The 12337-nt window shown below is 67.7% G+C and carries 13 protein-coding genes; 11 read left to right on the top strand and 2 right to left on the bottom strand.

Translation table 11 applies throughout. From position 1 onward, the window contains the following. Positions 1-90 precede the first annotated feature (90 nt). The 11 genes from ACXDF8_RS15095 (at position 91) to ACXDF8_RS15045 (ending at position 10871) form a co-directional block, all read left to right on the top strand. Positions 91-726: a TetR/AcrR family transcriptional regulator gene (locus ACXDF8_RS15095; RefSeq protein WP_457224076.1), complete on the top strand. Its 636-nt coding sequence runs from the start codon at positions 91-93 to the stop codon at positions 724-726. A gap of 70 nt (positions 727-796) precedes the next feature. After that, complete coding sequence (locus ACXDF8_RS15090) at positions 797-1414, top strand: TetR/AcrR family transcriptional regulator (RefSeq protein WP_457224075.1); 618 nt, start codon at positions 797-799, stop codon at positions 1412-1414. Between the two features lie 85 nt (positions 1415-1499). Then, positions 1500-2690 (top strand): lipid-transfer protein, encoded by a 1191-nt coding sequence (locus tag ACXDF8_RS15085; protein WP_457224074.1) that lies wholly within the window; start codon positions 1500-1502, stop codon positions 2688-2690. A 29-nt stretch (positions 2691-2719) separates the two neighbouring features. Further along, positions 2720-3160: a type II toxin-antitoxin system Rv0910 family toxin gene (locus tag ACXDF8_RS15080; RefSeq protein ID WP_457224073.1), complete on the top strand. Its 441-nt coding sequence runs from the start codon at positions 2720-2722 to the stop codon at positions 3158-3160. 3 nt (positions 3161-3163) lie between these two features. Then, positions 3164-4024, top strand: a complete 861-nt coding sequence (locus tag ACXDF8_RS15075) for a MaoC/PaaZ C-terminal domain-containing protein (RefSeq protein WP_457224072.1) — start codon at positions 3164-3166, stop codon at positions 4022-4024. A gap of 17 nt (positions 4025-4041) precedes the next feature. Further along, on the top strand, positions 4042-4911 hold the full coding sequence (locus ACXDF8_RS15070; protein ID WP_457224071.1) for an SDR family oxidoreductase: 870 nt from the start codon (positions 4042-4044) through the stop codon (positions 4909-4911). Positions 4912-4947: 36 nt separating this feature from the next. Then, positions 4948-6204 (top strand): acyl-CoA dehydrogenase family protein, encoded by a 1257-nt coding sequence (locus ACXDF8_RS15065; RefSeq protein WP_457224070.1) that lies wholly within the window; start codon positions 4948-4950, stop codon positions 6202-6204. Beyond that, positions 6201-7025, top strand: a complete 825-nt coding sequence (locus tag ACXDF8_RS15060) for an alpha/beta fold hydrolase (RefSeq protein ID WP_457224069.1) — start codon at positions 6201-6203, stop codon at positions 7023-7025. Before ACXDF8_RS15065 ends, ACXDF8_RS15060 begins: the two co-directional genes overlap by 4 nt. Then, positions 7022-8629 carry an AMP-binding protein gene (locus ACXDF8_RS15055; protein ID WP_457224068.1) on the top strand — a complete coding sequence of 536 codons (1608 nt, stop codon included), beginning with the start codon at positions 7022-7024 and terminating at the stop codon, positions 8627-8629. The genes ACXDF8_RS15060 and ACXDF8_RS15055 overlap by 4 nt, the downstream gene beginning before the upstream one ends. Next, a complete protein-coding gene (locus ACXDF8_RS15050) occupies positions 8626-10032 on the top strand; it encodes an aldehyde dehydrogenase family protein (protein ID WP_457224067.1) in 1407 nt (468 codons plus the stop codon). The genes ACXDF8_RS15055 and ACXDF8_RS15050 overlap by 4 nt, the downstream gene beginning before the upstream one ends. A gap of 11 nt (positions 10033-10043) precedes the next feature. Beyond that, the gene (locus ACXDF8_RS15045) at positions 10044-10871 is read left to right on the top strand and encodes an SDR family oxidoreductase (protein ID WP_457224066.1); all 828 of its coding nucleotides are present in this window, start codon (positions 10044-10046) and stop codon (positions 10869-10871) included. A 22-nt stretch (positions 10872-10893) separates the two neighbouring features. Here ACXDF8_RS15045 and ACXDF8_RS15040 read toward each other — a convergent pair whose 3' ends face one another. Both ACXDF8_RS15040 and ACXDF8_RS15035 read right to left on the bottom strand, forming a co-directional pair. Continuing rightward, a complete protein-coding gene (locus ACXDF8_RS15040) occupies positions 10894-11673 on the bottom strand; it encodes a site-2 protease family protein (RefSeq protein WP_457224065.1) in 780 nt (259 codons plus the stop codon). A gap of 38 nt (positions 11674-11711) precedes the next feature. Then, the gene (locus ACXDF8_RS15035; protein WP_457224064.1) at positions 11712-12320 is read right to left on the bottom strand and encodes a peptidase M50; all 609 of its coding nucleotides are present in this window, start codon (positions 12318-12320) and stop codon (positions 11712-11714) included. Positions 12321-12337: the final 17 nt, after the last annotated feature.

Raw genomic sequence — 12337 nt, 5'->3', positions numbered from 1 at the left:
CGCCATGGCGCCGTGGCCGCCGTCCATCGCTACTATGTCCGGCAAGCAACGATTCTGATGTAGTCGTAGTAGTAGTGTCGTAAGGCGGCAATGGCTGTGGTGAGCGTGGGTGCGCGTCGGACGCAGGCCGAACGCACCGCCGCGATGCGTACCCGGTTGCTCAACGCCACGATCGAATGCCTGGTCACCTACGGCTATGCGGGTACGACCACGCCGAGAATCGCAGAAATCGCGGGTGTGACGCGTGGGGCCCAGGTGCACCACTTCCGCTCGAAGGAAGATCTTGTCGTCGCGGCGGTCGAATACTTGGCGCAGCAGCGAATCCAGGCCGCGATCCGGCAGAACAGCGGTGTGTGGAACGACCGCGATCCGGTGGCCGCTGTCCTGGAATTCCTGTGGGACTCCCACCAGGGGGACATGTTCGTCGCCACGATCGAACTGTGGGTCGCGGCCCGCACCGACGACGTCTTGGCCACCGAGGTGGCGCGGGTCGAGCCCATGGTCAACAGCACCCTGATCACGGCGCTGGCCCAGCTTCTGCCGGATCACGCTGCGCGCAAACAGGTTCGCAACGCGTTGTTCACGGCGATGGACGCGCTTCGCGGGATCCTGGTTGTGGGATTCGTCGACCGGGACGTCACGCAGGCGCGCCGGCGCTGGGATCGTGCAGCGGTGCATCTGGCCAAGATGCTGTCAGAAGCCTTGGCTTCCAACGGTTCTGACTGATTACAGGTTCATTCGAGGTTAATTCCCAGGATTCTTACATACAGGTTGGAATGCAGGTACCCTCCTGCGGATGGAGCCGGGGCGCAGAACTCAGTCCGAGCGCACCGCCCTGACGCGTGGCCGATTGCTCGACGCCACCATCGAGTGCCTGGTCGCCTACGGCTATGCGGGCACCACCACGCACCGGATCGCGGAGTTGGCCGGAGTGACGCGCGGGGGACAGGTGCATCACTTCCGGTCGAAAGTCGATCTCGTCGCGGCCGCTGTCGAGCATCTCGCCGAGCAGCGCATCAAGGCGGCGCTGCTGACCTGTCGCCGATTCGGTGGCAGCGGCGACGTATGTGTGGATGTTCTTGGCTTCCTTTGGGATACCCACCAAGGCGAAATGTTCGTCGCCACCATGGAGCTGTGGGGCGCGGCGCTAACGGATGACGTGCTGGCCGGCCACGTCGCGCGGGTGGAACGGCTGGTCAACCAGGCGGTGGTAGCCGCGGTAGCCGAACTCGTACCCGGCTGCGGCGCCCGACAGGGGCTGCGCAACGCCATCTACACCGCCATGGACGTCCTGCGCGGCATCTTGATCGCGAGCTTCGCGGATCGCGAAGTCGCACAGGTCCGCCGCCGCTGGGAGCGGGCCGGCGCCCAGCTGGCGCCCCTGTTGGCGAACGCCGTGAACGACACTGCCTGAGCCCCTTGCAAAGATACGTTCTGGTCGGTATGTTTCTTGGAGTCGCGTCGCGGAGTTCGACTGCGATGCCGGGAGAGGAGAAGTGATGGCGAACAGAGTGTTCGTGATCGGCGTGGGAATGACCAAGTTCGAGAAGCCGGGTCGCCGCGAAGGCTGGGATTACCCCGACATGGCCCGGGAGTCCGGCACCAGGGCGCTCACCGACGCCGGCATCCTCTTCAGCGACGTCGATCAAGCCTTCGTCGGGTACGTCTACGGTGAGTCCACCTCGGGTCAGCGTGCCGTCTACGAGTTGGGGATGACGGGCATTCCCGTCGTCAACGTCAACAACAACTGCTCGACAGGGTCGACGGCTCTCTACCTTGCCGCCCAGGCGATTCGGGGTGGTCTGGCCGAGTGCACACTCGCACTCGGCTTCGAGAAGATGCAGCCGGGATCATTGGGCTCGACGTTCGACGACCGAGCCCAGCCGATGGAGAAACACTTCCTGGCCCTTGCCGAGATCTCCGAGGTGCTCTTCCCCCCGGCTCCGTGGATGTTCGGCGCCGCCGGGCGCGAGCATATGAAGGAATATGGCTCCACCGCGGAACATTTCGCCAAGATCGGCTACAAGAACCACAAGCACTCGGTGAACAATCCCTACGCGCAGTTCCAGGACGAGTACACCCTCGACGACATCATGGCGGCGCCGATGATCTACGACCCGCTGACCAAACTGCAGTGCTCGCCCACGTCGGACGGATCCGGCGCGGCGATCCTGGCCTCGGAAGCGTTCGTCGAACTCCACGGATTGGCCGACCAGGCCGTCGAGATCGTGGGTCAGGCGATGACCACCGACTTTGCCAACAGTTTCGACGGAACCTGCAAAGCGCTGATCGGCTATCACATGAATGTCGAAGCGGCACGGCGGGTTTACGACGAGTCCGGCCTGGGACCCGATGACTTCCAGGTGATCGAACTGCATGACTGCTTCAGCGCCAACGAACTTCTGCTCTACGAAGCGCTGGGGCTGTGCGGACAAGGTGAGGCGCCCAAGCTGATCGACGCCGGTGACACCACCTACGGCGGACGGTGGGTGGTCAACCCCTCCGGCGGACTCATCTCCAAGGGACATCCGCTGGGGGCCACCGGTCTGGCCCAGTGCGCCGAACTGACCTGGCAGCTGCGCGGCACCGCGGACAAGCGTCAGGTGCCGGGTGTCACCGCAGCCCTGCAGCACAACATCGGCCTCGGCGGCGCGGCCGTCGTGACCGCATACCAGCGCGCCGAGCGCTGAATTCCACTCAGAAGAAGGGACTTACCACCATGGGACACATCGAAGCGACCCGCGATCTGTCGGCCAGCCCGGAGGCTCTCTGGGCCATCATCGCCGACCCGCAGACGTGGGATCAGTGGTTCACCGTGCACGACCGCTGGCTCGAGGAGCCGCCGGCGACGCTGACGTCCGGGGCGAGGCTGACGGCCAAACTCGTGATGCTCAACATGGCCAACAAGATCGAGTGGACCGTGCGCTCGGTGGAGGCGCCCCGCACCCTCTCGCTCGGTGGCACGGGCATGGCCGGAGTCAAGGCAGACTTCACCTTCGTCATCGAGCCGATCGCGACCGGTTCCCGATTCACCGTGAGCGGCGACTTCGAGGGCGCTCTGGTGAAGGGGGCCCTGGCCAAAGCCGTCGAGAAGGACGGCGCCCGGCAGCTCGAGAAGACCCTTGCCAAGCTCGAAGAGCTGGCGTCGGCGGCGGTCTGAGTCATGACCGACGACCTAGCCTTCGACGACGGCGGACTCGACCGCTGGACCGAAGACGATCGCTTCGAGGCCACCCGCGAGCGGATTGCGCAATACGCGGAGGCCACCAATGATCCGATCCCGGCGCATCGAGCCGGAGACGTCGCCCCACCGGTGTTCGCCATCGTCCCGGTCTTCGAGGCCATGATGATGCCCACTGTCGACGTGCTGCCGGTCGAGTTGGTGCCGCGGGTAGTCCACGGTGAGCAGGATTTCTTCTTCCACCGTCCGATCCGTCCCGGTGACACCCTGGTCTCGCGTGGGAAGATGATCGGCTACGAAGGACTCGAGAACGGCACCCGCGCCGCGATCCTGCTCGAATGCCGAACCGACAGCGGCGAATTGGTCAACGAGCAGTACGTCACCTGCTTCGTTCGGGGATTCGACGCCGGCAAGAAGATCGGTGCACTGGCGCCGTCGCACAAGTTCGATGAGCGCTTGCGCGCCGAGGCGCCCCTGGCCAAGGTGGCCCAGCACATCGACGTCGACCAGACGTTCCGTTACGCCCCGGCCTCGGGGGATCCCATGCCGATCCACCTCGACGAGGAGGTCGCCAAGGACGCCGGTCTGCCGGGCATCATCGCGCACGGACTGTGCACCATGGCCTTCACATCGTGGGCGGTGCTCACCGAGGTGGCCGGCTCGGATGTGGCCCGGCTCAAGCGATTCGCCGTGCGCTTCTCGAAGATGGTGCTGCCCGGCGACGACCTCGAGACCCGGATCTGGCGGTCGCACTCAGGTGGCGGCGTCACCACGTACGCATTCGAGACCGCGCGTGGCGAGGACTTCGTCATCACCGACGGACTCGCCGAAATAGCCGACTGACAACACAGGAGAAAACGATGGGCATCTTGGAAGGACGGGTCGCCGTCATCACCGGCGCCGGTCGCGGTATCGGACGCGAACACGCACTGCTCTTCGCCAGGGAAGGCGCGGCGGTCGTCGTCAATGACCTGGGCGGCAGCAACACCGGCGACGGCACTGACACCGGACCGGCACACGAGGTCGCCGCCGAGATCGTTGCCGCCGGCGGCCGTGCCGTGGCCAACACCGCCAACATCGCCGACTGGGACGGGGCGGCCTCCGTCATCCGCCAGACGGTCGACGAGTTCGGGCGGCTCGACGTGCTGGTGAACAACGCCGGTATTCTGCGCGACGCGTTCATTGCGGGAATGGCCGAGCAGCAGTGGGACGCGGTCATCGCCGTGCATCTCAAGGGCCACTTCGCAATGCTGCGGCACGCCGCCGAGTACTGGAAGAACCAGTCCAAGGCCGGCGAGCAGCCGCAGGCAGCGGTCATCAACACCGCGTCGGGTTCCGGCGTCACACTGCCCAACGCGGGCCAGGCCAACTACGGCGCGGCCAAGGCCGGCATCGCCGCGCTCACCCAGATCGCCGCCGAGGAGTTGGAGCGTTACGGCGTTCGGGTCAACGCCATCGCCCCGGTCGCGCGCACGCGGCTCACGCTGGCCACCCCGGGCATGGGCGAGTTGATGGCCGAACCCGAGGACGGCGAAGTCGACCTGTTCTCGCCGGCCAACATCGCGCCCCTGGTCGCCTACCTCGCCAGCGACAAGTGCCCGGTCACCGGGCGGGTGTACGCCGTGCAAGGCGGTGCGATCTCGTTGCTGCGGGGATGGCATGACGTCGCCACCATCGAAACCGATCAGATCTGGACCGTCGACGACATCGCCCAGCGACTGCCGTCCTGACCCGCCCGTCGCACTGACTACGAGGAAGTTTTACCGATGATCGAATGGTCGGACACCGACATCATCATGCGCGACACCGTTCGCGAGTTCATCGCCAAGGAGATCCGGCCGCATCTGGAGGAACTCGAGAGCGGGAGCCGTTCGCCGTATCCGATCGCGCGGAAGCTGTTCAGCGAGTTCGGTCTCGACGCGATGGCCGCCGAGGCGGTGAAGACGATGCTGGACCGGGAACGCGCGCGAGCCGAAGCCGGCGAGACCGCGCAGTCCCGAGCCCGCGGCGGCGGGCTCGGGGACCTCGGCGCCCAGGTGTCGATGGCGGCGGTTCTGGTGACCGAGATCGCCTCGGTGAGTATCGGACTGCTCTCCACCATCGGCGTCAGTCTCGGGTTGGGGGCGTCGACCATCATGAGCCGGGGAACGCTCGCACAGAAGGAGCGCTGGCTGCCGGAGTTGATGACCCTGGAGAAGATCGCAGCGTGGGCCATCACCGAACCCGATGCCGGATCCGACGCATTCGGCGGTATGAAGACCTATGTCCGGCGCGACGGCTCGGACTATGTGCTCAACGGCCAGAAGACCTTCATCACCAACGGCCCGGACGCCGACGTCATCGTGGTCTACGCCAAGCTCGACGAGGGGCCAGATAGCGGTGTCGCCAAGCGCGACCGGCCGGTACTGACCTTCGTGCTCGACGCCGGGATGCCCGGGCTGACCCAGGGCACGCCGTTCAAGAAGATGGGCATGATGTCCTCCCCGACCGGGGAGCTGTTCTTCGACAATGTCCGCCTGGGTCCCGACCGGTTGCTCGGCGAGACCGAGCAGCACGGCGCCGGCGACGGGCGGGACAGTGCGAGAGCCAATTTCGCCGGTGAGCGGATCGGCATCGCATTGATGTCGCTCGGCATCATCAACGAATGCCATCGGCTGTGCATCGACTACGCGAAGACGCGCACGCTGTGGGGCAAGAACATCGGGCAGTTCCAACTCATCCAGCTGAAGCTCGCGCAGATGGAGGTGGCTCGGATGAACGTGCAGAACATGGTCTTCCAGACTCTGGAAGCAGTTGCGCGGGGCCGGCTGCCGTCGCTTGCCGAGGCCTCGGCGATCAAGCTCTACTCGTCACAGGCCGCCACCGACGTCGCGATGGAGGCGGTGCAGCTCTTCGGCGGCAACGGTTACATGGCCGAGTATCACGTGGAGCGACTTGCCCGGGACGCCAAATCGCTGATGATCTACGCCGGCAGCAACGAAGTTCAGGTGACCCACATCGCCAAAGGCCTGCTCTCGGCATGATCGACACCGGCACGGGGTGTTACGACGGAGTACGCACCCGGGTCCTGTCGGTCGGCGGCAACGGGGCGCCCGTCCTGCTCCTGCACGGCTATGCGGATTCCGCTGACACCTGGCGGCCGGTCCTCGAGCAGCTGGAAGCCTCCGGCCGGTGTGCGGCGGCGGTCGACCTCCCCGGATTCGGTTGGGCGGACTCGCGTCGGTCGGGTCCACTCCTCCCGCAGTTCGATGGGTTTGTCGACGCGCTGCTGGCCGAGCGCGGACCCGCCGTGCTGGTCGGCAACTCGCTGGGCTCGACCACGGCGCTGCGCGCTGCTGACCACAATCCCGATGCCGTGCAGGGCGTTCTTGCGCTCAACGATCCGATCAACGCGCGCCATCTCCCGGCCCGGTTGGCGCGAGGCGGGCGGGTGCCGGCACAGGTCTGGAACACCGCCGCGATGATGCCCATCCCCGCAGGCGTGCTGAAATGGGTCGCCACACAGGCGGTTCGACGCATCCTGTATGGGCCGGACACTGTCGCCGACCCCGCCGTCACCGCGCGGTGGCGCCGCACGGTCGGCGGGCCCGCAGCGCTGGCCTCGCTGAGTCGCTATGCGCTGCAGTATGCGCAGGAGACCGCCGGTGGGCATCGAGATCTCCAGGTGAGCTGCCCGGTTGTCGTGGCACATGGGGCGCGCGACCGCATCATCCCGGTCGATGCCAGTCGTACCTTGCACCAACAGATCCCGGGTAGCTCGTTGGTGGTGTTGCCGCGCTCCGGCCACTGCCCGCAGCTCGACAACCCCCGCGAGGTCGCCCGACTGATCAGTAGTCTGACGTGACCGGCCAGCGACTGGTGAACCTGCTGCGAGCTGCCGCGGTGCTGCAGCGGCGCGGGATGATCGACGTCGTCGACCCGGCCGCCCTGGTGACCGCCGCCGTGGCGCTGCGGCGCTACGGGTCGTTCGGGGGACTGGCGACCTACACCGCCACCCGCTATGGAGACGCCCCGGCCTTGACCGATGAGCGCGGCACTCTCACGTTCCGTGAGCTCGACGAGCACTCCAACGCCATGGCGCGTGTGCTGGCAGCCGGTGTGCACGGCACTGTGCCGACGCTGGGACTGCTCAGCCGCGGTCACCGCAACATGGTGTCGGCGCTGGCCGCAGCGGGCAAGGTCGGCATCCGAACTGTTCTGCTCAACACCGGATTCGCGGGTCCTCAACTCGCCGACGTCTGCCGACGGGAGAGCATCGGTCTGCTGCTGGCAGACGAGGAGTTCTCGCCGCTGTTCACGGCGCTGCCCGGTGCCGTCCGCATCATGCTGAACTGGACCGAGGGTGCGCCGGGGGGGTCGTCCATCGAGGGCATTGCCGGGTCTCAATCCAGTGGTCCGCTGCGTCGTCCGCGCCACCCCGGCGGTCTGGTATTGCTCACCAGCGGAACCACTGGCGCCCCGAAGGGCGCCCCGCGCAACCGGATCAGCCCACTGCAGTCTGCTCAGCTGCTCGACCGCGTCCCGTGGCCAAGCCGCGGTGCCTACGTGGTTGCCGCCCCGCTGTTCCACGCGACCGGGCTGGCCACCACCGCAGTCGCATTGGCTCTGGGTAACCGCGTCGTGCTGTCCCGACGGTTCGATCCGTCGACAGCGCTGGACGCGATCACCACCTACCGGGCGGGCGCGCTGGTCCTGGTTCCCACCATGCTCGGTCGGCTTCTCGACGTCGACCCCGAGGTCATCGCCGGCCATGACACGTCGTCGCTACGGGTGATCTTCGCCGCGGGGTCGACGTTGTCGCCGGATCTGTGCAGGCGCACGCTGGGCGCCTTCGGAGACGTGCTCTACAACTTGTACGGCTCGACGGAAGTGGCGACGGCAACCGTCGCCACCCCCGCCGAGCTTCGCGCGGCCCCCGGTACGGTCGGACGCCCGCCGCTGGGTTGCCGGGTGGCGGCCTACGACTCCCACGATCGCCTCATCACCGAGCCGGAGACGATCGGCACGTTGTACGTGTCCAGTGGGCTGAGCTTCTCGGGTTACACCGACGGCGGCGGCAAGCGCGTGCTCGACGGGCTGCTATCGACCGGTGACACCGGCCATTTCGATGAGCACGGACTGTGGTACGTCGACGGACGGGAGGACGACATGATCGTCTCCGGCGGAGAGAACGTCTACCCGGTCGAGGTGGAGAATCTGTTGTGCGAACACCCGGCGGTGGTCGACGCGGCGGTGGTCGGCGTACCCGACCAGGATTTCGGGCAGCGGCTGTGTGCCTTCGTGGTCGCGCCGGACGGGGATCTCGACGCCGAGACCGTCCGGTCCTACGTGCGGGAGCGGCTCGCGCGCCACAAGGTCCCGCGCGATGTCCACTTCGTCGAGGCTTTGCCGCGCAACGAAACCGGCAAGGTGCTCAAGCGGAATCTGCTGACCAGGTCCGCCGAGTGAGGTCGCCCTCGGACGCCGTGGCGACCACCGTCACCGCGCTGCGGGCCGCGCAGCCAGGCTGGGCGGCTCTGGCGCCATCAGCGCGGGCGCGATGGTTGCGCAGATATCGGGATTGGTTGCTGGACAACCAGGCCCGGCTCGAGGTGGAGCTCGCGCACGAGACGGCCAAGCCGCCCGCCGAGGCCGGCTTGGAGATCCCTTACGTGGTCGAGGCGATCAACTACCACGGCCGACGTGCCCCCTCGGTTCTGGCCGACCGCCACCCTCGCCCACACGGGATGTTGGCGGTGACCAAGCGGCAGTTGCTGGTTCGACGGCCCTATCCGGTGGTGGGCGTCATCAGCCCGTGGAATTTCCCGATCGGTCTGTCGCTTCTCGATGCGGTGCCTGCCCTGCTCGCCGGGTGTGCCGTGGTGATCAAACCCTCCGAACTGACCCCGGCGGCGGTCTCGGCCGCGGTTGCCGGCTGGGCGGAGATCGGCGCTCCGGAAGTGCTTGCCGTGGCGACTGGTTACGGCGATGTGGGTGCGGCGGTGGTCGACGTCGTCGACTTCGTCTCGTTCACCGGTTCGGTGCAGACCGGGCGTGCCGTTGCGCGCGCGGCGGCCGACCGGTTGATTCCGTGCGCTCTGGAACTCGGCGGGAAGGACGCCTTGATCGTGCTCGCCGACGCCGACCTCGAACGCGCGGCGAATGCCGCGGTCTGGGGCGCGATGGCCAACTGTGGGCAGATGTGCGTATCGGTGGAACGGGTCTACGTCGAAGCCGCCGTCTACGACCGGTTCGTCGCCGCGGTGACGGCGAAGGTCGCCGCCCTGCGGCCCGGACGGGACTTCGGTCGCCCGGTCAGCCCCGCCCAGGGCGAGATCGTGCGGCGACACCTTGAGGACGCGCTGCGCCACGGGGCCACCGCCGTGGCCGGCCACCCGGACGGCGACACCCCCGTCGTCCTCGTCGGTGTCGACCACGCGATGTCCTGCATGACCGAGGAGACCTTCGGCCCGGTACTGCCGGTGATGAGCGTCGCCGACGAGCACGAGGCGGTGCGGTTGGCCAACGATTCGCGCTACGGGCTGTCCGCGGTCGTCTTCTGCGGCGACGCGCGCCGCGCCGAAGCCATCGCGCGGCGCATCGATGCGGGCGCGGTGAACATCAATGACGTGTTCGCCAATCTGTTCACCCTCGCTCTGCCCCAGGGGGGCTGGAAGCAGTCGGGCATCGGCGCGCGCGGGGGTAAGGATGCCGTTGCCAAATTCTGCCGACCGCAGGCGATCGTGTCGGCTCGGATCACCCCCGACAGGGAGCCGACCTGGTTCCCCTACACCGCGCCACGGCGAGCGTTGGTACGGCGCATCTCCCGGCTGCTCGGCGCCCGCGGGCTTCGACGCCGGTTCGGTTCGTGAAGGGAGTCGACATGACCAGGATGAATCTCAGCGGTCGCGTTGTGGCGGTGACCGGTGGCGCACGCGGGATCGGTGCGGCGACCGCATCGGCGTTCATCCGGGCGGGTGCCAAGGTCGCCATCGGCGACGTCGACATCGCTGCGGCGGAGCGAACCGCCGCCGATCTCGGGTGCTGGTGGGGAGAGCTCGACGTCACCGACCGCGCCGGCTTCGCCACGTTCCTCGATTCGCTCACCGATGCCCTCGGACCGATCGACGTGTTGGTCAACAACGCCGGTGTGATGCCGGTGACGCCCCTGGTCGAGGAATCGTCGGAATCGATCGGCCGCCAGCTCGCCATCAACGTCGCCGGGGTGATCTTCGGAACCCAACTCGCGATCGAGCGGATGCTCCCGCGGGGTGGGGGACGGGTGGTCAACATCGCCTCGGCGGCGGGACGGATGGGCTTCGGGGGTGTGGCGACGTATTCGGCCACCAAGTTCGCCGTCGCCGGTTTCACCGAGGCGGTCGCCCTCGAGTACCGCCGCTCGGGGATCGGGTTCAGCACCGTGTTTCCCGGCATGGTCCAGACCGAGCTGTCGGCCGGCCTGTCCGATCACGCGATGCTGCGGTCGTGTGCCCCCGACGCTGTCGCCGAAGCGATCGTGGCGGCGGTGCACCGAGGCCGGAGTTCGGTGTACGTCCCACGGCGGTTGGGGACGGTCTCGGCGCTGTACGGCCTCCTGCCGCCGGCCACCCGCACTCGCGTCATGGCGTTGCTGGGCGCCGATCATCAGATGATGGACACCGACCCGATCGCCAGGGCGTCTTACGACCAGCGGCTACACCACGGTCGATGAGGCCGGTGGCGGCGCGCCGGCCTCACATCCAGGCGGACCAGAACCGGGTGAGCTGGCCGCCGACCGCGGCCAGCGCACCTGGGACGCCGGATAGCTCGAACAACCAGTAGACCGCGGAGAAGAACCACTGGTTGAGCGCGGGCGCCAGCAACAGCACCAACAGGATCAGGAACCCGAACTGCTTGGCAGGGGCCACTGCGCGCTGCGTCTCAGGGCTCAGGTGGGGCTCGAGGGCTGCGTACCCGTCCAGTCCGGGAATCGGCAGCAGGTTCAGGATCAGCGCCGTGATCTGCAGGAAGCCCAGGAAGGCCACGGCCGACCAGAACACCGCGTGCGCGGGGTCGTAGAACATCCCGGTGGCCGCCAGCAGTACGACGGCCAGCAGCAGGTTGGCCGACGGCCCGGCCAGGCTGACCAGCGTGCGCTGCCTCGCGCTCATGTAGGCGGTGTTGAGGTAGACCGCGCCGCCGGGCAGCCCGATGCCCCCCAGGGCGATGAACAGTAACGGCAAGCCCAGCGACAGCAGCGGGCTGGAGTACTTCAGCGGGTTGAGGGTGAGGTAGCCGCGCACCGCCACGTCGTGGTCGCCGAACCGCCAGGCGGTGTAGGCGTGGCCGAATTCGTGTAGACACAGCGACACCAGCCAGCCGGCGATGACGAAGATGAACACCCCGACGTAGGCCAGTGGCCGTACCGTCTCGGCGGCCAGCCAGGCCAGCACCCCGCCCAGCACGGTGACCGCGACGATCACCAGGAAAACCGGGCTCGGCCGCACCGACTGGCGCAAAGGGCGAATGCTCACCTCACGAAACTACCGGAGCAGGCCCTGACCACCGGCGATCAACTGACGCGTAGCCAGCCGGTGGTGTGCCGGTAGAACGCTGCCCGTTTGACCTCGCGGGCCGCCGGAACCCCGTCGCGCACCATCCGGGCACCGGTGGTACCCAGCTGCGCTGCCCGGCCGGTCGACCAGCGGCGGGGACCAAGCCCGCCGGTGATGACGGCCGCCCGCAGGCCCGGCATCGCGGCCGTCGGCTCGATCCGAACACCGCCCACCTCCCCGTCGAACAGCACCTCGTCATCGACCACCGCCTCGCCGTGGACCACCCGCCCGTCGGCGGGCGGAAGCCAGAGCGCAGCCTTGACCAGCACCGTGCCGGACTCGTCGCGGATCAGCGGAACCCGTTGTGCGACAGCGCTTCTTGCGCGCCGCGCCGAGCGCCACCCGTGTGCGTGGGCGACCTCGACATCGAGGCGATCGGTACGCATCAGCCGGGTCAGCACCGCGGCCAGGTCGGCGTCGGAACCCACCACGACGACCCGCGAGGCCGCGCGGAGCGCGGCGTCGAACCCGGCCGCGTCGTCGCCGTCGTACACCGGCAACCCGGCCAGCGGCCGGGGCGTTCGGCGGGTCCCGAACCGCAACACGACGACCTCGGTGTTGGTCAACGACACTCCTCGGGCCG

It is taken from the genome of Mycolicibacterium sp. CBM1 (genome assembly GCF_054073305.1).
Note: the sequence above shows the minus strand (reverse complement) of the source record. Positions and strands in the feature narration are given on the sequence as shown.